This window comes from Bacteroides difficilis (genome assembly GCF_048319815.1).
Lineage (GTDB): Bacteria > Bacteroidota > Bacteroidia > Bacteroidales > Bacteroidaceae > Bacteroides > Bacteroides zhangwenhongii.
Genome location: NZ_CP182814.1, coordinates 5,197,685 through 5,220,753, shown reverse-complemented (window position 1 = coordinate 5,220,753; position 23,069 = coordinate 5,197,685). Strand labels below are relative to the sequence as shown.

The 23,069-nt window shown below is 41.6% G+C and carries 19 protein-coding genes; 11 read left to right on the top strand and 8 right to left on the bottom strand.

The window, feature by feature from the left end; all coding sequences use genetic code 11:
• Window positions 1–6: 6 nt before the first annotated feature.
• The 4 genes from ACNOGP_RS20525 to ACNOGP_RS20510 form a co-directional block, all read right to left on the bottom strand.
• Window positions 7–504, bottom strand: coding sequence for a GDYXXLXY domain-containing protein (locus ACNOGP_RS20525; RefSeq protein ID WP_418213595.1), 498 nt, complete (start codon window positions 502–504; stop codon window positions 7–9).
• A complete protein-coding gene (locus tag ACNOGP_RS20520) occupies window positions 491–1,465 on the bottom strand; it encodes a DUF4401 domain-containing protein (protein WP_418213594.1) in 975 nt (324 codons plus the stop codon). The genes ACNOGP_RS20525 and ACNOGP_RS20520 overlap by 14 nt, the downstream gene beginning before the upstream one ends.
• Window positions 1,449–2,366, bottom strand: a complete 918-nt coding sequence (locus ACNOGP_RS20515) for a DUF2157 domain-containing protein (RefSeq protein ID WP_418213593.1) — start codon at window positions 2,364–2,366, stop codon at window positions 1,449–1,451. Before ACNOGP_RS20515 ends, ACNOGP_RS20520 begins: the two co-directional genes overlap by 17 nt.
• A 167-nt stretch (window positions 2,367–2,533) precedes the next feature.
• Complete coding sequence (locus ACNOGP_RS20510) at window positions 2,534–4,273, bottom strand: thiamine pyrophosphate-dependent enzyme (RefSeq protein WP_418213592.1); 1,740 nt, start codon at window positions 4,271–4,273, stop codon at window positions 2,534–2,536.
• A gap of 236 nt (window positions 4,274–4,509) precedes the next feature.
• Between ACNOGP_RS20510 and ACNOGP_RS20505 the strand changes: the two genes are divergently transcribed.
• From ACNOGP_RS20505 to ACNOGP_RS20485, 5 genes are all read left to right on the top strand, one after another.
• Window positions 4,510–4,728, top strand: a complete 219-nt coding sequence (locus tag ACNOGP_RS20505) for a winged helix-turn-helix domain-containing protein (RefSeq protein WP_007758501.1) — start codon at window positions 4,510–4,512, stop codon at window positions 4,726–4,728.
• Window positions 4,729–4,994: 266 nt separating this feature from the next.
• Window positions 4,995–6,194, top strand: a complete 1,200-nt coding sequence (locus tag ACNOGP_RS20500; protein WP_418213591.1) for a BamA/TamA family outer membrane protein — start codon at window positions 4,995–4,997, stop codon at window positions 6,192–6,194.
• Entirely contained in the window at window positions 6,181–7,884 is a 1,704-nt protein-coding gene (locus ACNOGP_RS20495; protein WP_418213590.1) for a sulfatase-like hydrolase/transferase, read from the top strand. Before ACNOGP_RS20500 ends, ACNOGP_RS20495 begins: the two co-directional genes overlap by 14 nt.
• 94 nt (window positions 7,885–7,978) lie before the next feature.
• Window positions 7,979–8,944 carry a DnaJ C-terminal domain-containing protein gene (locus tag ACNOGP_RS20490; protein WP_143868016.1) on the top strand — a complete coding sequence of 322 codons (966 nt, stop codon included), beginning with the start codon at window positions 7,979–7,981 and terminating at the stop codon, window positions 8,942–8,944.
• Window positions 8,945–8,958: 14 nt separating this feature from the next.
• Window positions 8,959–9,273: a chaperone modulator CbpM gene (locus ACNOGP_RS20485; RefSeq protein ID WP_007758508.1), complete on the top strand. Its 315-nt coding sequence runs from the start codon at window positions 8,959–8,961 to the stop codon at window positions 9,271–9,273.
• Window positions 9,274–9,367: 94 nt separating this feature from the next.
• Here ACNOGP_RS20485 and ACNOGP_RS20480 read toward each other — a convergent pair whose 3' ends face one another.
• From ACNOGP_RS20480 to ACNOGP_RS20470, 3 genes are read right to left on the bottom strand one after another with little or no spacing between them, the layout of a single operon-like run.
• The gene (locus ACNOGP_RS20480) at window positions 9,368–11,074 is read right to left on the bottom strand and encodes an acyl-CoA dehydrogenase family protein (protein ID WP_418213589.1); all 1,707 of its coding nucleotides are present in this window, start codon (window positions 11,072–11,074) and stop codon (window positions 9,368–9,370) included.
• 6 nt (window positions 11,075–11,080) lie between these two features.
• A complete protein-coding gene (locus ACNOGP_RS20475) occupies window positions 11,081–12,100 on the bottom strand; it encodes an electron transfer flavoprotein subunit alpha/FixB family protein (protein WP_007758514.1) in 1,020 nt (339 codons plus the stop codon).
• A gap of 2 nt (window positions 12,101–12,102) precedes the next feature.
• Complete coding sequence (locus tag ACNOGP_RS20470; protein WP_143868012.1) at window positions 12,103–12,975, bottom strand: electron transfer flavoprotein subunit beta/FixA family protein; 873 nt, start codon at window positions 12,973–12,975, stop codon at window positions 12,103–12,105.
• 274 nt (window positions 12,976–13,249) lie between these two features.
• Here ACNOGP_RS20470 and ACNOGP_RS20465 point away from each other — a divergent pair, with 274 nt between their 5' ends.
• The 6 genes from ACNOGP_RS20465 to ACNOGP_RS20440 all read left to right on the top strand — a co-directional run bounded on the left by ACNOGP_RS20465 (window position 13,250) and on the right by ACNOGP_RS20440 (window position 22,228).
• Window positions 13,250–13,834, top strand: coding sequence for an RNA polymerase sigma-70 factor (locus ACNOGP_RS20465; RefSeq protein ID WP_143868010.1), 585 nt, complete (start codon window positions 13,250–13,252; stop codon window positions 13,832–13,834).
• 24 nt (window positions 13,835–13,858) lie between these two features.
• Window positions 13,859–14,839, top strand: coding sequence for a FecR family protein (locus ACNOGP_RS20460; protein ID WP_195629445.1), 981 nt, complete (start codon window positions 13,859–13,861; stop codon window positions 14,837–14,839).
• Window positions 14,840–15,008: 169 nt separating this feature from the next.
• Window positions 15,009–18,299, top strand: coding sequence for a SusC/RagA family TonB-linked outer membrane protein (locus ACNOGP_RS20455; RefSeq protein WP_418213588.1), 3,291 nt, complete (start codon window positions 15,009–15,011; stop codon window positions 18,297–18,299).
• 13 nt (window positions 18,300–18,312) lie between these two features.
• Window positions 18,313–19,854: a SusD/RagB family nutrient-binding outer membrane lipoprotein gene (locus ACNOGP_RS20450; RefSeq protein WP_418213587.1), complete on the top strand. Its 1,542-nt coding sequence runs from the start codon at window positions 18,313–18,315 to the stop codon at window positions 19,852–19,854.
• Window positions 19,855–19,886: 32 nt separating this feature from the next.
• Window positions 19,887–21,005, top strand: coding sequence for a glycoside hydrolase family 18 (locus ACNOGP_RS20445; RefSeq protein WP_418213586.1), 1,119 nt, complete (start codon window positions 19,887–19,889; stop codon window positions 21,003–21,005).
• 29 nt (window positions 21,006–21,034) lie between these two features.
• Entirely contained in the window at window positions 21,035–22,228 is a 1,194-nt protein-coding gene (locus tag ACNOGP_RS20440) for a BT_3987 domain-containing protein (protein WP_418213585.1), read from the top strand.
• A gap of 130 nt (window positions 22,229–22,358) precedes the next feature.
• On the opposite strand, the gene ACNOGP_RS20435 is transcribed toward ACNOGP_RS20440, so the two are convergent.
• Complete coding sequence (locus ACNOGP_RS20435) at window positions 22,359–23,039, bottom strand: hypothetical protein (RefSeq protein WP_186967063.1); 681 nt, start codon at window positions 23,037–23,039, stop codon at window positions 22,359–22,361.
• Window positions 23,040–23,069 lie beyond the last annotated feature (30 nt).

Below are 23,069 nucleotides of genomic sequence, written 5' to 3'. Positions count from 1 at the left end.
TATTATTTATTTATCGGATTGAATACGATGAAAGTCCTTATCATACAGTCCTACAAGTAAGTTTTGTCCTTTATCATTCACTTTCAGTCCGCCATATACGGCTTTTTGATAAAGGGTATCCTGTCCTTCTTCGAAGAAGAAAGACTCGGCACCGAGGAAGAGCCTGTGATGTACTATTTTATATTTGATGACCAGTTCATCACTGTTTACAGGTTCTAAAGCATCTTGCAGTCGTACTATTTCTCCTACCTGATTACTGTCAGTTCGAAGTACGGCATAACCGCGTTTGGCAGTTTGTTCGTCTACCGGAGCTGATGAGGCTTCCTGGTAGTTAAGTCTCATATAGTCTCCTTGCATAAGAGAGCGGGGATCGACAGGAACTAACTGTAACAAAACCAACCGTCCGTCTTTCAAGATCTGCTCTTTCTTATAAACCGACCAGTTGAAATATCCTAGTAAAAGTATCAGGTTTACGATAATCAATATTCGGCTATATTTTTTCATGTCTTGTTCTTTTTTGAGTGAAGAAATACCAGGCTGCAATACATGCAATTCCGATGAAGAAAAGCGTAATGGATTTGGTGAGCAGACTCAAATTCAAATCATAATAGTATTTGGAAACAGCATAGATAAAGAGAAGGAGTGTAGCGGCACACTCTGCTCTATAACCATAATGAAAACATATTAAAATCAGTAGCAAACTACCGGATAAATAAGGAGCAAATACGGTAGGCAGACAAATGATAATACAAAGAATATAGATACCAACCTGATTTACTGGGTTGTCCACTTTCATGACCTGCATGATTCGTTGAATCATGATAAGAAGTCCTATCCATATACAAACGGACAGTATGCAGGATATGAACCAGCTATTTGTCTCTGATACCAGATAATTGATTGATAATCCTCCCAGTGAAACGATACCGGATACGAATAAGCCGATATGAAATGGCCTGTATTTGGAAAAGTAATTCCCCGTCTCTGCACACTTAAACAGCTTTGCCTCGAAGACATTCGTAAATAGAAATGCTGCAAGGATAGGGACTACTGCAATTTGAAGGGGATAAAATGAAGAAAAGACATAGACAGCTTCTCCAAATAAAGATATAGTAAACAGAATGACTGAAAGAAAGGGGAGAATGAATCCTCTTGATAAAAAGAAGGTGAGTATACTGATTATTATAAGTATAAAGAAGAGGGCATGAATATTAGCACTCATGCCAAAGCCTGCCAATACGCATCCTGCTATATATAAAGTGATGTTCATCGCATCCAGAAAAGGCCGGATAACGACGCGGCTGATTATTAACGTAGTAATGATTAACATAGTTCCTATAATCAGACTGGAAATCTCGGATTGAATGATTCTGGCAAGTGCCAGAAATCCCAGAAAGAAAATAGCCGTCAGGATTCCCCCGATAATGGATACGACTTGAATGGTGAGGTTATGCTTCTGTGCCATACCATTGCTTTTTTAGATGAAGAATGATGTAAATAAGTAAAGTTGTCCCGGTGATGACAATGATTCCTCCATAGAAGAATATCTGAACATCCCTAAGATCACTTTTAGATATGAATGTAGTCAATAAAATCATTAATGTGGCAAAAGGAATGATAGCCAGATAGAACAGACTCTTTTCTCTCCATCCGTACCAAAGTCCCGCTGCGAATAGAAGGACAGTAGTTATGAGAGGAACAGATAATATGGTATAATCATCACAGATGGCCGCTATTAACAGAAAGCTGGTGTGTAGAATGGTAGCCAACGAAAGAAGACTGACAAGCCAATGATTGTTTCTGTTCAAATGACCTTTTGCACTCATCCATTCCGTAATAATAGTTGCCACGGCACATATCCAGGTTACTGCATTGCCCAATAGAGTTATTTCCCAAGAGCCATAGCCGGCAATTTGTATATTATACAGCCATATCGTAGTACAAAGTAGTCCGATGAAGGTCAGCCATAACGGAGCGAAGCGGATAGCAATCGCCCAGAGAATGGTGAAAAGAGTCCACCCCAGGAAGAGATCGTAAGCATCGGCCCCTGTTTGGTAAATTTGTCCGAAGACAGCGAAAAGCGTACCTATCAGAAATGTAGCTCCGGTGAGGAGAATTTGTTTGACGAGCTTACTCCAACGGGTAAATGTAGCGAGCAGGACAGAGGCTACTAATAATACTTCTACCATTCCTAATTTTGCAAATTTAGGTAGTTTATCCCAGTTATAGGCAAAAAAGAAGACGATGCCTGCCACTGTAAAGCCAACGCCCACTGCCAATAAAAAAATAGAAAGGAATTGATTCCACTCTTTTTTATCTGCATGTAGAGCTTGTCGGGATAAAGGCGAAAAGTCGGGCTTTTCCATGTGTTTTCACTTTTTGATAATTGCAAACATAAGAAAATAAAATGATTTCCACTTCAAGATAGACTATAAAATAGACTATAAAAAGGTATGACTTACCTTACTGCGATTAGCAATAATAGTAAGTCATACCTTGGGAGAGGTATTGAAGAACTTAAAAAGAGAATAACTTAAAATACCTCCCGTATATGCTTAAAGTTAGAATTGATAGTATCGATAACTTCTTGTGAGCGGCCGTTGATTAACAACTTGTACATCGACTGTGCAAAACCCACCATTTGTCCGAATTCAATTTTCGGAGGCATGGCCAGTGCATTCGGATCAGTCATGATATTTACAAGTACCGGACCATCCAGTTCGAATGCATTAAGTAAGGTAGTCAACACCTCTTCCGGATCGCTGACATTAAACCCTGCCATTCCCATCGCTTCAGCCACTTGGGCAAAGTCGGGATTCAGCATATTTGTTTGCCAGTCCGGCAGTCCGTCCACTTCCATTTCCAACTTCACCATTCCCAGTGAGCGGTTGTTGAATACGATGATTTTGATCGGCAACTTATATTGGACAACTGTTTCCAAATCTCCTAAAGTCATAGACAATCCGCCATCTCCGCAAAGTGCCACTACCTGACGATCTGGAAAGGCTAGTGCGGCACCGATGGCTTGCGGCAAAGCATTTGCCATAGAACCATGATTGAAAGATCCCAGCATGTGGCGTTTACCTGTCGCTTGCAGATAACGCGCTCCCCATACACAAGTCATTCCTGTATCTACTGTGAACACAGCATCGTCCGAGCTTAGTTTGTCTATTTCAGACATCACATATTCGGGATGAATCTTATTTACATCGCCTTTATCTTCCGTGTAAGCAGCCAGATCCTTCTTTACTCCTTCATATCTTTTGAGTTGTTTCAACAGGAACGAATCATCCGTCTTCGGATTCAGCATACGCAATAAACTTTGGATGCTAAGTTTAACATCGCCGCAAAGTCCGATATCAACCTTTGCTCGACGTCCCAGACGTTCGGGCTTTATGTCAATCTGTGCTATCTTGATGTCATCCGGCAAGAAAGCGGAATATGGAAAGTCGGTGCCGAGCATGAGAAGCACTTCGGCTTCATGCATACTGTAATAGCCCGACGGCATTCCCAGCAATCCGGTCATACCCACTTCATACGGATTTTCATATTGCACCTCCATCTTTCCTTTGAAAGTATATACAACCGGAGCGTTCAGCTTCTCGGAAAGCGCAATCACTTCCTCGTGAGCTCCCCGGCAACCGATGCCGCAGAAAAGAGTGATGCGTGTATGTTTGTTTAACATATCGGCTAATTGAGCCAGATCTTCTTCTGACGGACAAACTTCCGGTGGGGCAGGATAGTTGATAACCGACGAGTCGACAGCAACGGCAGAAGCCTTTGCCAAGTCACCCGGAAGCCCGATAACGGACACCCCTTTGCGGGTGACAGCCGTTTGTATGGCCGACTGGAGCATACGTGGAAATTGTGTGGGAGTAGTGGCTACTTCATTATAATAACTGCAATCGTTAAAAAGTTTGATGGTATTTGTCTCCTGAAAATATTCCGTACCGAACTCTCCGGTAGGAATTGTAGAGGCGATAGCGACTACCGGTGCGCCGGATCGGTGCGCGTCATACAAGCCGTTAATCAGATGAACATGTCCCGGCCCGCTACTTCCCGCGCAGCATCCCGGGCGACCGGTCAGTTGTGCTTCTGCCGCAGCGGCATACGCCCCTGTTTCTTCGTGGCGCACATGTATCCATTTTATTTGATTGTTTTTTCTGACTGCTTCGTTTACTTCATTCAGACTGTCGCCTGTTACGGCGTAGATGCGTTCAACTCCGGATTTTACCAGAGTATCTATCAACTGTTCTGCTATTTTTTTTGCCATAGCTGTAATTGGTTTAGGATTGATTTTTATGTAATAACAGATGGCTGCAAAGAAAAGTTCTACTTTAACATATGCTAATAACGTCTCTGTGTCGGGACACATCATCGCTTTTATGTTAAAATTAATTCTGTAACAACTTTCTAGTGAAGATGTATAAACAATTGCAATATCCTTTTGTTATCTTTATAGGCGAAATCTTAACCTAATGTATTAAACCTCTTAATAACTCTAGAAAAATGAACAAAAATGAAATCGGCGTGAATGCCGGTAAGGTTTGGCAACTGCTTAGCAATAATGAGAAGTGGAGCTATGGACTTTTGAAGAGAAAATCCGGGCTGAAAGATAAAGAGCTGGGTGCCGCTTTGGGGTGGTTGTCAAGAGAGAGCAAAATAGAGTTCGATCAGTGCGATGAAGAACTTTATGTATATCTCTGTGTGAATGTTTATATTGGCTAAAAGAGTCTGACGCTTTAACGGGAACAGAAGAGTCTCCGGAGGAATGACGGAACGGTCAGGGCTTTGGAGATTCTCGTTTTTTATTCTTTTTCCGCTTTGTGTATCGGAAGCATTGAACCTTCTTTTGATGCCACAAAGGAGGATGTAGACGAGTTTATAAGACTTTTAAAACGTTAAAAAGGAAATCCGGAACAACAAAAACGCCTAAATCTCTGTTTTTATAAGAAGTTTGAAACTAACTTTGTCCGCAATGTTTTCTACTTCTTATGATGATGGATACTAGACAGAACAGGCTAATCATATTCGCGATTTTGTTATTGACACAAACCCCATTGGGCGCGCAACTGCATTCTACAAAAATTGAACTGCCGGAGGATTCTATACCTGTAATCATTGAAGATTCTGTTCCGGCGAAGCGCAGCTTCTTTAAGAAGTTTCTTGATTACTTCAATGATGCCAATAAGGAAAAAAAGAATAAAAAGTTTGATTTCAGTGTGATAGGCGGCCCTCACTATTCCAGTGATACCAAGTTCGGACTCGGACTGGTGGCAGCCGGATTATATCGTACCGATCGGATTGATTCGCTTCTTCCTCCTTCCAATGTCTCTCTTTACGGAGATGTGTCGACGGTCGGCTTCTATCTGTTGGGAGTCCGTGGAAACCATCTGTTCCCGCAAGATAAATACCGGTTGAATTACAATCTGTATTTCTATTCTTTCCCCAGCCTGTATTGGGGACGGGGATATGACAATGGAGCGAACTCTGATAACGAAAGTGATTATAAACGTTTTCAGGCACAGGTGAAAGTCGATTTTATGTTCCGGCTGGCAAAGAACTTCTACATCGGACCGATGGCCGTATTCGATTATATTGACGGACGGAACTTTGAGAAACCGGAATTATGGGAAGGAATGGCCGCGCGAACTACCAATACCAGCCTGGGACTTTCCCTCCTTTATGATTCACGTGATTTCCTGACCAATGCATATCATGGCTATTACTTGCGGGTAGACCAACGGTTCAGTCCGGCTTTTCTCGGTAATAAATATGCGTTTAGCAGCACAGAACTCACTACCAGCTATTATCAACCGGTATGGAAGGGCGGAGTACTGGCAGGGCAATTCCACACATTGCTTACTTATGGAGATACTCCCTGGGGCTTGATGGCAACGCTGGGAAGTTCCTACTCCATGCGCGGATATTATGAAGGACGCTATCGGGACAAGTGTGCTATGGATGCACAAATAGAACTCCGCCAACACGTATGGAAGCGGAATGGAGTGGCTGTATGGGCAGGAGCGGGAACGATTTTTCCACGATTCTCCGAGTTCACCCCGAAACACATTCTGCCTAACTATGGTTTCGGTTATCGTTGGGAGTTTAAGAAGAGAGTAAATGTACGTTTGGATTTAGGGTTTGGCAAACACCAGACCGGATTTATTTTTAACATCAATGAAGCTTTTTAAGAATATAAAGAATTGGTTGGAGAATCAGGAACATCTGTTTTATCTGTTTCTGTTTATCTTGATAGTACCTAATATAGTACTCTGTTTTACAGAGCCTTTACCATTTATGGCAAAAGTCGCCAATGTGTTGTTACCTTTCGGTTGCTATTACCTGTTGATGACTTTGTCGAGGAATTGCGGCAAGATGCTGTGGATTTTATTCCTGTTCCTGTTCTTCGGAGCTTTTCAGATCGTGTTGCTTTATTTATTCGGCCAGTCCATTATCGCTGTCGATATGTTTCTGAATCTGGTCACCACCAATTCGAGTGAGGCATTGGAACTGCTCGATAATCTTACACCTGCCATTATTGCTGTAATCATACTCTATGTACCTGCCCTGATATTAGGGACGATTTCAATTATACGTAAACGGAAACTCACGGTAGAGTTCATTCGCAGGGAACGGAAGAGAGCCTTCCTGGTCTTTGGCATCTCCCTTCTTAGTCTTGTCGGAGCCTATGTGCAGGATTCGGGATATGAGTTGAAATCTGATTTATACCCGCTAAACGTATGTTATAATGTAGGTCTTGCCTTTCAAAGAACAGCTCTGACACAGGATTACCACCGTACATCCAAAGACTTTACTTTCCATGCCCAGCCTACTCATCCGGAGGGAAAACAGGAAGTATATGTAATGGTCGTAGGAGAAACCTCTCGTGCCCTAAACTGGCAATTGTATGGTTACGAACGTGAAACGAACCCGCTCTTATCCCGGCAAACGGGTCTGATTGCTTTCCCGAAAGTGTTGACAGAGTCGAATACGACACATAAAAGTGTCCCCATGTTGATGTCGGACGCTACTGCCTGCAACTACGATTCTATCTACCATCAAAAAGGAATCATCACCGCTTTCAAAGAGGCAGGATTCCGGACGGCTTTTTTCTCCAACCAACGTTATAACCATTCATTTATCGACTTCTTCGGAATGGAAGCCGATACGTATGATTTTATAAAAGAAGATTCGGTCGGTTCTACCTATAATCCTTCTGACGATGAACTTCTGAAATTGGTGGAGCAGGAACTGGCGAAAGGTGCAACGAAACAATTCATCGTACTTCACACCTACGGTTCCCACTTTAACTATCGCGAGCGTTACCCGTCGGGAGATGCTTTCTTTACACCCGATTATCCGGTTGATGCGGAAAAGAAATACCGGGATAATCTGATAAATGCCTACGATAATTCTATCCGTTATACGGACCGCTTTTTGTCACGGCTTATCCGTATATTGGAAAATCAGCAGGCTGATGCCGCCATGCTCTATACTTCGGATCATGGAGAGGATATTTTCGACGATTCCCGTCATCTGTTCCTCCACGCTTCTCCTGTACCTTCTTATTATCAGCTTCATGTACCATTCTTGATTTGGATGTCCGATGATTACCGCGAAACGTATCCCGAACGCTGGAATACCGCTATTGAAAATAAGGATAAGAATGTTTCTTCCAGTAGCTCTTTCTTCCCTACAATGCTGTCCTTAGGCGGAATAGAAACTTCTTACCGGGATGATTCGCAGGCTGTGACGGCTCCGGACTACGTAATGAAACCAAGGGTTTATCTGAATGATCACAATGAACCCCGTTCATTGGATGATTTGGGCATGAAGAAGCAAGACTTCCGAATGCTGGAGGAGAGGAATATAAAGTATTAAATATTAGGTATTAATCCTTGTTAATTTTTGCATCCAAAAGCGTGCTTGGCGTGTTATTTGCCGTATGATGTATGAACGATTAAATTCATAAAACATGGCCTATATAGATTATTATAAAGTTCTTGGGGTAGACAAGAGTGCTTCTCAGGATGATATCAAAAAGGCTTTTCGTAAGTTGGCCAGGAAATATCATCCCGACTTGAATCCGAATGATCCGAGTGCAAAGGATAAGTTTCAGGAGATCAATGAAGCAAATGAAGTGCTGAGTGATCCGGAGAAACGTAAAAAGTATGATGAGTACGGAGAGCATTGGAAGCATGCCGATGAGTTCGAAGCACAGAAGCGGGCACAGCAACAGGCCGGAGGCTTTGGTGGTGCAGGCGGGTTCGGCGGATTCGGTGGCGGACAGGGTTTCTCTGACGGCAACGGGACGTATTGGTACAGTTCCGATGGAGAAGGATTTTCCGGTGGTAACGCCAGTGGATTTTCCGATTTCTTCGAATCGATGTTCGGTGGACATCGGGGTGGAAGAGGACAGGGTGCTGCAGGATTCCGTGGGCAGGACTTTAATGCAGAGCTGCATTTGTCTCTTCGTGACGCTGCCCAAACGCATAAGCAGATATTGACTGTCAATGGTAAACAGGTACGTATCACTATTCCAGCCGGTGTGGCCAACGGGCAAGTCATTAAACTGAAAGGCTATGGTGCCGAAGGTGTCAATGGTGGACCGGCCGGTGATCTGTATATTACTTTTGTCATAGCGGAAGACCCGGTGTTCAAACGTCTGGGTGATGATCTGTACGTAGATGTGGAGGTAGACCTTTACTCTGCCGTATTGGGAGGAGAGAAAGTGGTTGATACGCTGGATGGTAAAGTGAAACTGAAGATAAAGCCGGAAACACAGAACGGAACGAAAGTCCGTCTGAAAGGCAAAGGATTCCCGGTATATAAAAAGGAAGGACAATTTGGTGACTTGATTGTGACCTATTCTGTCAAGATTCCAACAAACTTGACGGACAGACAGAAAGAGTTGTTCCGTGAGTTACAGAGTATGAACTAAAAAGAATGAGTGCTATGCAGACTGAATTAATTATTGTCAGTGAATACTGTCACAAATGTCATATTGAGCCTTCATTCATAGATATGTTGGAAGAAGGTGGGTTGATAAATGTACATACCGAAGGAGGTGAGCATTATTTGTTTTTGTCAGAACTTCCGAGTGTTGAACGTTATAGCAGAATGTATTATGATCTTGCCATTAACATGGAAGGTATCGATGCAATTCATCATTTGCTGGAAAGAATGGAAGCTATGAGACGTGAAATGAATTCACTCCGTAATCAGCTTTTATTGTATCGGGAACGGGAAATAGAAGATGCGGATTGGTAACAATGTAGGAAGGGCGGCTATAATGAAGAAATAAGAAAGGCTGGACTCAATTTTGTTGGGTCCAGCCTTTTTTATTATTAGACCGGAAACTTTCTTACTTCTTGTAGAAAGCCAAGTCTTCTTTGTCGAAATTTTCGATGAATCCGGCGTGTTTTTCTACTTCTGCTTCCGCATAATTCAGATATACGTGTGCAGATTTAGCAAACAGTTCGGGATTCTTGCTAGCGTCTTGAATTAACAGGTGGCACATGATAATATCGGCAGCCATTTCCATCAGTCTGCGAGCAGTGAAATCAAGTAATTCCTGGTCTTGTGCTTCTTTTACAGCGTTGGTGCTTGCTTCAAATTTGTTAGCCATCTTCTTCAGACGGGACATTAACGGTTCCATTTCCGGTGAACAGGGAATGGTTTCAAACTCGCGGATAGTGGAGATATAAGAGCCATTGGTGACATAACGGATGGCGGCTACAGTCTGCAATTGGGTAGTTCCTTCGTAGATACTAGTGATACGTGCGTCGCGGTAGATACGTTGACAAGCATATTCCATCATGAATCCTGAACCACCGTGAATCTGGATACAGTCGTATGCGTTTTGGTTGGCGTATTCGGAGTTCATACCTTTGGCTAGCGGAGTAAAGCTGTCGGCCAATTTAGCATATTTTTTCTGTTCCTGACGTTCTTCCGGAGTCAGCTTACGTTCGCGGGCGATATCATCCAATGCTTTGTAGATGTCTACGTAGCGGGCTGTCTGGTACAGCAAAGCACGTCCGGCATCCAATTTACCTTTCATGATAGCCAGCATATCGTATACTGCCGGGAATTCGATGATTGCTTTGCCGAATTGCTTACGGTCTTTAGCATAGGCCAATCCTTCATTGTAAGCAGCCTGGCTCAATCCTACAGATTGTGCGGCAATACCCAGACGGGCACCGTTCATCAAAGCCATCACGTATTTAATCAAACCGAGTTTACGGTCACCGCAAAGTTCGGCTTTTGCATTCTTGTATACTAATTCGCAAGTAGGAGAACCGTGGATACCGAGTTTGTTTTCGATACGGCGTACGTTTACCCCGCCTTGACGTTTGTCATAAATGAACATAGACAAACCGCGACCGTCTCTTGTTCCTTCTTCCGAACGTGCCAGTACAAGGTGGATATCAGCGTCTCCGTTTGTAATGAAACGTTTCACACCGTTCAGCAACCAGCAACCGTCTTTTTCACTGTAAGTAGCTTTCAGCATAACTGATTGAAGGTCGGAACCTGCGTCCGGTTCTGTCAAGTCCATAGACATGGTTTCACCCTGACATACACGAGGGATGAAACGGCTGTGCTGGTCGGCATTACCGAATTCGTACAGTGTTTCGATACAGTCCTGCAAAGACCAGATATTTCCGAAACCTGCATCGGCAGCGGCTACGATTTCTGCACACATGGTGTACGGAGTGATCGGGAAATTCAAACCACCGAATTTGCGTGGCATGGTCATGCCATTCAGCCCGGCTTTTACCATAGCGTCCAAATTCTGTTTGGTTCCGGAAGCGTATTCTACACGGCCATTGGCGCAGTGAGGACCTTCTTCATCTACACCTTCTGCATTAGCAGCTATGATTTCCCCAGTGATTTCTCCGGTAATCTCCAATACTTTATCGTATGAGTCTACAGCATCTTCAAAATCTAGCGGAGCATAGTCGAATTCATCTTTATCTCTGTAATTGCGTTCTTTGAGTTCGCAAATACGTTTCATCATCGGATTGTTCAAGTGAAACTTGAGTTCCGGTATGTCTGTATAATAATTAGCCATCTTTCCTTACTTGCTATTTTGTTTATAATACTTAATCATCTTCGGCACAACTTCTTCGATAGTTCCATTGATTACATAGTCGGCAATTGTATTGATCGGAGCGTCCGGGTCGTTATTGATGGAGATGATGATACCACTTTCCTGCATACCGGCGATATGCTGAATCTGTCCGGATATACCGCAGGCGATGTAGAGTTTCGGACGGACTGTGACACCAGTCTGGCCGATTTGGCGGTCATGGTCTGCAAAACCTGCGTCAACAGCGGCACGGCTGGCACCTACTTCTGCATGAAGTTCTTTAGCGAGGTCGAACAGGAGGTCGAAGTTTTCTTTCGAACCTACACCATATCCACCAGCTACGATAATAGGAGAACCTTTCAAGTTGTTTTTAGCCTTTTCTACGTGGCGTTCGATAACTTTCACTACATAGTCCGTGTCGGCTACATACTTCTTTACGTCGTGACGGATTACTTCTCCCTGATAAGTCGGAGAGAGGATTTCTTTCTTCATTACACCTTCGCGGACGGTTGCCATCTGTGGGCGGTGTTCCGGATTCACAATCGTAGCAACGATGTTACCACCGAATGCCGGACGGATCTGATACAGCAGATTCTTGTAAGTCTTACCTTCTTTTTTGTCTTCGTGGTCACCGATTTCAAGTGAAGTACAGTCAGCAGTCAGTCCACTGGTCAAAGCGGAAGAAACGCGCGGGCCGAGATCACGACCGATAACGGTAGCACCCATCAGGCAGATTTGCGGTTTTTCTTCTTTGAAAAGATTTACCAAGATAGAAGTATGGGGAAGTGAAGTATAAGGGTAAAGCCCTTCACCGTCGAAAACGTGGAGTTTGTCTACTCCGTAAGGAAGGATTTGTTTTTCAATCTCTTTGAGGCCTGTTCCTGCAACCACAGCTTCGAGCTGGCAGTTCAATTGGTTGGCTAACGAACGACCTTTGGTCAGAAGTTCGAGGCTGACGTCTGCAACGTTACCTTCTTCTATTTCGCAATATACAAATAAGTTATTCATGATTATCCGATGGTGTGGTTAGCTAATAGTTCAACAATCAGGTCTTCTACGTCACGGTCACTGCCGCTAATGGTTTTGCTCTCTTTAGCCTGGAACACGATGTTCTGGATGGCTTTTACTTTTGTCGGTGAACCGGACAGACCACATTGTGCAAGGTCACCGTTTACGTCGGCTACACTCCATTCTACCAGATTCAGATAATCACGCTTGTCATACAAGTCGGTATAATCAAGGTTACCTTGTTGTTTTTCGGTAACTGTTTTGGCGTGTTTGTATTTCTGTACTAGTTTCGCATTGCGCGGACGGCAAGGAGCGGCAGAACCATTTACAGTAATCACGATAGGTAACGGGCCTTCTACGGTTTCCACGCCACCGTCAATATGGCGTTTCACTTTAATCTTGCCTTCACCTACCTCCAGAATCTCTTCTGCGTATGTGATTTGTGTCAATCCCAGCTTTTCTGCTACCTGCGGACCTACCTGCGCTGTGTCACCGTCGATAGCTTGGCGACCGCCGATAATGATATCACAGTCACCGATTTTGCGGATGGCAGTGGCCAGTGCGTAAGATGTCGCCAATGTATCTGCACCGGCGAAGGCACGGTCAGTCAGTAAGTAACCGTTATCTGCACCACGGAAAAGTCCTTCACGAATAATATCGGCTGCCCGTCCCGGACCCATTGTCAGGATGGTTACGGTAGAGCCTGGATGAGCATCTTTCAATCGAAGCGCTTGCTCGAGAGCATTCAGGTCTTCGGGGTTGAAGATGGCGGGGAGTGCCGCACGGTTAATCGTTCCGTCGGCTTTCATGGCATCTTTCCCAACATTGCGTGTGTCGGGAACTTGTTTTGCCAATACAACAATTTTCAAACTCATGTTATAAATTTTAGTATTAGTATTTCTACAAGTTAGTAGCCAGTAGTCAAGTAGTAATGTCTTGCTATTCAAACTATCCGGTTAACTATCAGCGTGCAAATTTACTCAAACACTTGGTTCTGACAAGAAATCCAAGCGAAAAATGTACATTGTTAAGCATTTCTTTGTTCTGTTAGTTATATGTATATCACTGTTCTTTTCGATAAAAAAAGGTTTTTGTATTGTTTATGTGCAACTAATATGTTTATTTTGCCCGCTATTATTTGGTAATATTATGGAAAATGATAAAAGACAAATGGAGAAGGACTTTCAATCTTTCTTCACTGTTAACTTTCCTAAAGTGAAGAACTTTGCTCGAAAGTTACTGAAATCGGACGAAGATGCAGAAGACGTTGCTCAAGATGTTTTTTGTAAACTGTGGCAACAACCGGAAATGTGGCAACATCCTAATGATAAATTGGATGGGTATATCTTTGTAACAACACGGAATATTATTCTTAATATGTTTAAGCATCAGCGTATAGAGCAAGAGTACCAGGCAAGTTTTGCGGAAAATGCGATACTTTGTGAAATAATAGAAGATGATCAGGCACTAAAGGATATCTATTATAAAGAGTTACTTATGATTCTCCGGCTTGCTTTAACAAAAATGCCTGAGCGTCGGAGGATGATATTTGAGGCCAGCAGATTTCAGGGACTAAGCAATAAAGATATTGCGGAAAAATTGGGTGTTTCTATCCGTACGGTAGAGCACCAAATTTATTTAGCATTAATAGACCTAAAGAAAATACTTCTTTTTTTAGTTTTTTTCTCTTCTCTCTTAAGTAGTATAATGATTTTAGTTGTCTTTAAAGTATAAGGCAGAAATAATAATGAAATAATGATGAAGAATTATATTCGACAAGTGATAGAACTTTTTAGTCAGAATGACTATCCGGTTTCCGTCCAAAAGCAATTCCGGCATTGGTTGGCTGATGAAGAACATAAGGAAGAAAAAATGGAAGCGCTCACTTCTCTTTGGGAAGAAGCCGGACAGCAGCGAGTTCCTCAGGGAATGCAGCAGTCTATACGCCGTATGCAACAAAATATAGGTATGCGTCCTGTCTCTTCGCAAAAGAGGTATATATTACGTATTTGGCAGGTAGCGTCGGTATTGTTGCTGGCTGTATCGTCGGTTTCTATCTATTTATTATTGGAAAAAGACGATTTCTCCAGTGATTTGATAGAATGCCATATACCAACTGCAGAAATACATGAACTGACATTACCGGATGGTACTTCCGTTATGTTGAATTCAAAAAGTACTTTGTTTTATCCGGAAAGTTTTAATGGCAAAACCAGAAGTGTATATCTGATAGGTGAGGGCTATTTTAAGGTAAGGCCGGATAAGGAACATCCCTTTATTGTGAAAGGAGCTGATTTTCAGGTTACAGCTTTGGGGACTGAGTTTAATGTAAATACTTATTCGGAGAATGACGAAGTGTACACTACTTTAGTTTCGGGCAGTGTAAAAGTGGAGTATGATAATTTAGTCTCAAGTGTTATATTGAAGCCTAATCAGCAGTTATCTTATAACAAACTTACTAAGAAAAGTCGTTTGCAACAATCACAAGTTGATGATGTAATAGCTTGGCAACGTGGAGAGCTTGTATTTAGTGATGCACATTTGGAAGATATATTCACGAGACTAGAACATAAGTATCCATATACTTTTGTATATAGTTTCCATAGTTTGAATAATAATACTTATAGTTTCCGTTTCCCGAAGAATGTGACGTTGGAAGAAATTATGCTAATTATTTCACAAGTAGTTGGAGATATCCACTATGTGATTAAAGACAATAAATGCTATATAACTAATTGAAAAATAACCCCTATGTCTAATTATTAACTTAACACACCATGAAAAAAAATATCCGGAGGGAACTGCCATTCCTTCCGGATATGAAATCGAAAAATTCCTTAATATTAGCGTGTTACTAACGCAATCCAATCAAAATAGAATTAATAACCAATTTACTAATACCAGGAAAATGCTACAAATGTATAAAGAAATAGCAGGACGAGTGCTCCAAAAACAGGTTTTTCTTACTTTTTTAGTATTATTAATGATGCAGACCTCTGTTTTTGGGCAAAGAGATAGTAAAATAACTATCCAGCAGAAAAATATGACTGTAATTGAGGCTTTAAAATCTGTGGAAAGACAAACTAAAATGTCTATCAATTATAGTGATTCTCAATTGAAAAGCAAAAAGCTTACCAATCTGAACTTGAAAAATGCGCTTATAACTACTGCGCTTGATACAATCTTAAAAGGAACAGGTTTCACTTATCAAATCCGTGATAATTATGTTATAGTTACCGAACAAAAGTCGGTAGCACCTTCTGTAGTGAAGAATATAAGAGGCAAGGTAGTTGATGAAAATGGAGAACCACTGATTGGTGTGAATATCTCGGTGGAAGGTAGTTCTACGGGAACTATAACTGATATGAATGGAAACTTTATGATAAAAGCTTCCGATAAATCTAAGTTGAAAATATCTTATATAGGGTATGCAACTCAAATGGTTGCCGTTTCAAATAAAGATTTTTATCAGGTTGTGTTAAAACAGGACGCTGAAGTCTTGGATGAAGTTGTTGTAACCGCATTAGGTATAAAACGTGCGGAAAAGGCTTTGTCATATAATGTACAACAGGTGAAAGGGGATGAATTGACTACTGTGAAAGACGCTAACTTCATATCTTCATTGAATGGAAAGGTTGCCGGTGTTACCATTAATTCTTCCAATTCAACTGGTGGCGCATCCCGTGTTGTTATGCGTGGTGTAAAGTCTATCACTTCTTCCAACTTGGCGCTTTATGTGATTGATGGTGTGCCCATGTATAATATGATGAATGGTGGCAATTCACAAAGCGTTTTTGCTGACCAACCGGGTACAGATGGGGCGGCTGATATTAATCCGGAAGATATAGAGTCTATCTCTATGCTGACAGGACCTTCCGCTGCTGCATTGTATGGTAATGCTGCCGCTGCGGGTGTAGTGCTGATTACTACTAAAAAAGGATCTGTTGACAAGACGTCTGTGACAGTATCTAACAATACAACTTTCTCGAAGGTGGCGATGATGCCGGAAATGCAGAGTAAGTACGGAAATGTGGCAGGAAATGTGGATAGCTGGGGACCGATTGTGAATAGCAATTATGATCCGCGCGATTTCTTCCGTACAGGTAGCAACGTGATAAACTCTGTAGCTTTGTCTACCGGTAATCAAAAGAACCAGAGTTATTTGTCGGCTTCCACTACCAATACAACAAATATCCTGCCGAACAGTGGATATAACCGTTATAATTTCACTGTACGCAACACGACCAGTTTCTTGAAAGATAAAATGACACTGGATGCCGGTGCAAGCTATATTCTTCAGAACGATAAAAATATGGTATCTCAAGGATACTATTATAATCCACTGCCCGGACTTTATCGATTCCCCCGTTCGGAAAATTTTGAGGATGTGCGTATGTTTGAGCGTTACAATGAGGGTTTAGGTATAATGGAACAGTATTGGCCTTACGGAGAAATTTCCAGTGGACTGGCAAATCCATATTGGGTACAAAACCGTCAGATACGTGAGAATAAGAAAACACGTTATATGGTGAATGCTTCTCTGAAATATCAAATATTTGATTGGTTGGATGTCACAGGTCGTGTGAAAATTGACAATTATGAAAATCGTAAGACATACAAGGCGTATGCTTCTACCGGTAGTCTGACTGCAGGAGACAGAGGAACATATCATGATACTTGGGCTCAGTCAAAGACTACCTATGCAGATGCCATTGCTACGGTAAATAAGAACTTTAACGATTGGTCTGTGAATGTAAACTTGGGTGTATCTTTGAATGACAGTCGTTATGAATCGATCGGATATGAAGGCGGCTTGAAGATTTATAACTTCTTTGCTGTTCATAATTTGGATTTTGATAAAGCATGGAAACCAAAGCAAGAGGGTTGGCATGATCAGACTAGAGCTATCTTTGCGAATGCAGAACTAGGTTGGAAGTCAATGCTTTATTTGACGGTAACCGGACGTAATGACTGGGATTCAAGATTGGCTTTCTCTGATTATAAATCATTCTTCTATCCATCGGTAGGGCTTTCGGCTATTCTTACAAGTATGTTTGATACACCGGAATGGTTAAGTTTTTTGAAAGTTCGTGGTTCATATACTGAGGTAGGTAATTCTTACGATCGTTTTATGACTACTGTCACTTATCCATACGATGAAGCATCGCATAATTGGAACACGACTTCTGTTTACCCGAATACTAAATTGAAGCCAGAACGCACAAAATCATGGGAAGTGGGGGTAGACGCCAGATTTCTGAATGATATCAGTTTCAACTTAACTTACTATCGTTCCAATACTTACAATCAGACTTTCCATGCAACTTTGTCTGCTTCTTCCGGATATTCATCTATTCCTATCCAAAGTGGAAATATTATGAATGAAGGTATTGAAATGTCTTTAGGATATGATAAGAAGTGGGGAGATTTCTCTTTCAACACTAATTATACGTTGACTTGGAATCGTAATGAAATAAAACAATTAGCCGATGGCGCTTATAATTATGCTACCGGAGAGCCGATCGTAATGCCGGAGTTGGATGTTTTGCATTATGGACAATTAGATGCCCGTCTGCTTTTGCGTGTAGGTGGTTCAATGGGAGATGTATATGGTCAGAAAGTGCTGAAACGCGATCTCAATGGATATATCCTTAATGAGGAAGGAGTAGGTCTTGCCCTTGAAAATAAGGAAACTCATTTGGGATCTATCTTGCCAAAGATGAATATGGGATGGCATTTGGGATTCGGATATAAAGGTATAAATCTGGGTATGACATTTACCGGACGTTTTGGAGGTATTGTACTAAGTGAAACGCAATCAGTATTGAATGCTGCCGGTGTGTCTAAAATTAGTGCGGATGTTCGTGATGCGGGTGGCGTACCGATTAATCAAGCCAAAATAGATGCGCGCAATTACTTCCAGACAATTCAAACAGCTTCCGTTTACTATACATATAGTGCTACAAACGTGCGTTTGGGTGAATTAAGCCTGAGTTATACATTGCCGAAGAAATGGTTTGCCAATAAATTAGGTATGACTGTCGGACTTGTAGGAAAGAATCTGTGGATGATTTATTGCAAAGCACCTTTCGACCCGGAACTGACTACTTCGGCTGCGTCTAATTTCTATCAGGGATTTGATGCATATATGCTCCCAAGTACGAGAAACTTTGGATTTAATGTCAAATTTCAGTTTTAAATAGTAAATAGGTATGAACAAGATAATAAAATATATTGGAGCAAGTGCGGTTATATGCTTGATGGCAGGATGTACTACTAATTTTGAGGATTTCAATACCAATCCGTACCAGCCTTCTAAAGTGCCGGCTAATACATTGCTGTCGGGAATGTTTAATGTATATGCAGCACCTATGCAAAATGACTGTCAGCATATAAATTGTATGTGGGCTTGTTTTAGCGGACAAATTACCGCACCTAATACTTGGTCAAAAGGGGAAAATCTTTTTGCTTATTACAATGCGATGGAGGATCATAACGCTGCTACCTGGGCTAAAATATATGCACGCATTTATCCTAACTTCTTCCGGATTGAGGAAGCTACGGAGAAAAAGGGTGTTATCTACGCTATGGCTCAGTTGACACGTATTTATGCAATGCAGATGATGGCCTCCCTGCAAGGTCCTATCCCTTACTCTAAAGTGAAATCGGGTGATATAAGGGCTGCTTATGATGACGAACCGACTGCCTGGCGTGCCATGTTCGATGATTTGGATAATGTAATTACTATACTGAAATCTGCAGCGGAATTGGGGATTAACCAGGATTTGGCAGCAGTAGATCAATTTTATGGCGGAAATTGCGAAAAATGGATGAAATTTGCCAATACATTAAAACTTAGAATGGCTCTCCGGGTGTCCGGAGTAGCAGATTATGCTCAGGCTAAAGCTGAAGAAGCTGTACGTGGTGGTGTGTTGGAGTCTGTTTCCGATAGTTCGTATGACACAACTAGCAGTGGTATCAATGAAAATGGCTATGCTATTGTGAGCGGATGGGGCGAAGTGAGAGCTAATGCTTGTATTACCTCATATATGAATGGGTATAAGGACCCACGGCGTTCCGCTTATTTTACTAAGCAAGCGGCTGGCTTTTCTGAAGATTATGTAGGAGTCCGTTCGGGATCTTGGGTAGCTCCAAGTCCTTCTGATTATCAGAACTATAGCAACCTGATGATAACGACTGATAAAACATTGCCGCAACCGGTGATGTATGCTGCAGAAGCAGCTTTCCTACGTGCTGAAGGCGAGCTGAAAGGCTGGGATATGCAGGGTGATGCGGAGACTTTCTATGAACGGGGAATTCGGTTGTCATTTGAGGAATTTAAAGTAACCGGAGTAGATGAGTATTTGGCTGATGATGAATCGAAACCGGGAAATTACGTTGATCCCAATCACTCTGCCGACAGTTATAGTAATCTGTCTACCATCACTATTAAATGGGACAAAAATGCTACTCCGGAGGAAATGTTGGAGAGAGTGCTTACTCAAAAGTGGATAGCTCTCTATCCTGATCCTTTAAATGGCTGGTCGGATTTCCGTCGTACGGGATTCCCGAAAATATTTCCGGCAACACATTCTGCAAATCCGGATTGTAAACCGGCTCGCGGGCAACGCCGTCTTCGTTTTGCTGACACAGAGTATAATACAAATAAAGAAAATGTGGAGGCTGCTGTGACTATGCTTAGTGATGGGAGAGACTCTAATGGTACCGATTTGTGGTGGGCTTTGAAAAATTAGAGATTATTAATGGTTAATTTTAAGATTATAGTATGAGAAAATTAATATATTTCATATTCGCGTCTGTCGCTGTACTTGTATTTGTGCAATGTAGTGACTGGACTGAAATGGAGAATAAATTTACTGAACCGGTGAATATTAATAGCGAGGATTACTATCGAGCCTTGCGTGAATATAAAAAAACAGATCATCCTATTTGTTTTGGATGGTATAGCGATTGGTCGGGGACAGGTGACAATATGAATAACCAATTGAGAGGTATTCCCGACTCCATGGATTTAGTATCTTTGTGGGGCGGCGCTTTCAATTTGACAGAAGCGCAGAAAAGTGATCTTAAGGAGGTTAGGGAAAAGAAAGGAACCCGGATATTGTATTGCCAGCATATCATGGATATTGGTAGAAGTATGACACCTGCTTCTGTGGAGAATGACCATATGGTAGACGGTGTGCAATATGACTCTTATGCAGAGGCTATGGCAGCTTACTGGGGATGGTATGCAACCGGAAATCATCCAACGTACAATAATCACTATGGTGATGGCTCCCCAGAGGGTATTGAGGCTGCTATCCGTAAATATGCACAGGTTATAGCGGATTCTGTCAATAAGTATGATTATGACGGTTTTGATATTGACTATGAACCGAATTGGGGCTATCCAGGCAATATTTCCAGTCATCCGGAACGCATGCACATTCTTCTTGATGAGTTATCGAAAAATTTTGGACCGAAATCGGGAACAGGCCGTATTCTTATGGTGGATGGAGAACCTCAGACTTTGAACACAGAATCTGGTGGACTATTGGATTATTATGTGATTCAAGCATATTATAGCCCGGGTGATACTGATTTGGATACTCGTTTCAATAAACTATTGGCTAAATTTGGATCAATAGAAGATGAAGTTACAATTCTTCGTAAAACTGTTTGGTGTGAAGACTTCGAAAGACATAAATCGGACGGAGGACCGCAGTTTACAACTCGAGACGGTGTGACGACATATTCTTTGAAGGGGATGTCTATGTATTATCGTCCGGGAGTAGATGCACGTATCGGTGGTGTAGGAGCGTATCGTTTTAATTTGTGCCGTCCGGTAAATGATTATTTCTTTATGCGCGAAGTGATTCAGGTGATGAATCCTGCCCAACATTAATACTATGAATATAACTAAAAATGAAAACTATGAAGATGATTAGATTTTCTAAATATGTGGCATTGGTAATTATTCTAGCATCAGTCTTTGGTTGTGATGATGCGGAAATGAAGGCCATTGATAATGGATTATATATTCAGGAGGCCGCACCTTCTAATAAATTCGATCAACAGATAATAACGCAGTTGGTAGATGATGAAGAAGTTGTAAAAACGCTGACAGTTCGTTTAGTTCGTGCTATGGATCATGATGTCACTGTTACACTGGATATTGATCCGCAGTTGCTTGAGGATTATAATAACAAAAATGAAGCAAACTATTTAGTACTTCCGGAAGAATATCGAAATTTTGAAAAGACGGTTACTATTTCTGCTGGTAATGTTTCAGCTCCGGTTATTGATCTTACTATAAAACCATATAGTTCTTCAAATGGTGAGGCATATGCTATCCCTATACGAATTACTTCTGTGGACGGACCGGTCGAAATGAAGGGGAACGCGAATCATCTTCTTTATTTGCTAACCTCACCTCATAGGCAAAAAGCTGTAATAATAAAACGTGGAAATAGAACTACTAAGACGTTTAGTACTGCCATTCCTATGGAACAATGGACTTTTGAATATTGGGTGAAGGTAGATAATATAACAGGGAGCCCTACAGGAGATTGGGAAGGTCTGGAAAATAAAAATTTCAGGGCACGAATTTTTGTTCCTGATTCCCAACCGCTCACATTCTCTGATTTAACTCTTCGCTATTATGCTGATGGAGCTAATGTACAGATTCCTATTTTACAATTCCAAAATTCAGCAGGTCATTTTGATACTACCGGATTCTGGTGGCCTGATACATGGTATCATATTGCTTATACCTATGATGGTACAACAGTTACAGTATATAAAGATGGTGTAAAGGATAATTCGTTAGCAAATTCTATTGACTGGACTTTTAAAAGCCTTTCTTTTGCTATAGGAAGCTTTGGATATGAACAACAAGTAGAATTCGCACAGATTCGTATGTGGAAGAAATGTCTTTCAGAGAATGTGATAAAAGACAATATGTCACGTCAAGTTGCCGGAGATTCTGATGGGTTGATAGGTTACTGGAAATGTGATGAAGGAACGGGTAATGAGTTGAAGGATAGTAGTCCTAACCAGAACCATGTAACTCTTGGTGGAACACCTCAATGGAGTGAACAAATTAATTTTTCTCATCCGAATAAATAACTCCTAGTGAAATGAATAGAAAAGTCGTCACGTTAATAAGTGGCGACTTTTTTGTTTCTAGGATTGGAATCTCATATTCCCACTTACGGTCGTTAAGTTAGGTTTTAGTTGTATTAGAGGAATGGATAAACTAGAGGGTAATTCCGAATACAAAATAGACCTGTTCCTCGTAAGGGTTAGCTATTAATTTTCCGAATATGGGCAAAGAAAAATTGGATGTAATTTTGAGTCCTTTTGTTGCGGATAACCCGACGTTGACTACATTGAATTTATTGGAATAAAAACTTTCCCAAGGTGTAAAGCCTGCTTCGATACTTAGATTTACGTCCTTCACATTGAAAGGATAACTCAATTCACAGTAACTGGACCAAGCGCGTTTCCCGTTTTCCCGGTAGTCATTTCCTGCAAATGTGGTGTACCAGCTTACAGATAGTGGAAATTTCTCGCTAAACATATATCCGGCTCCTATTTCAAAAGTATGTCCGGTGGAGTGTGAACTGTAATTGAAATATTTGAAAGGTTCATCCTCTGTTTGGGTAAAGTAGTTATTGAAGTAAAGAGTCAGGTTTTTATACTCATATTCTAGTGAAAGGTCTATTTCATTATTTTTTTCCCGGAACTCGGTGGACCCCCAAGCATAGACGGTCAACCCTTTCCAGTTGAGGCCGAGTGAGGGTTGCACACTTGCATTGCCGCTGTCAATACCACGCCAGATATAGCTGCTGACGAAATCTGCATTTACAAAAACTTCTTGTGCCTGTGCAAAGGCTGCGTAAAATAGGATTGCAATAAGTACAATATGTCTTTTCATTTTATCGGTTGTATTTCTCTGTTTTCGGGT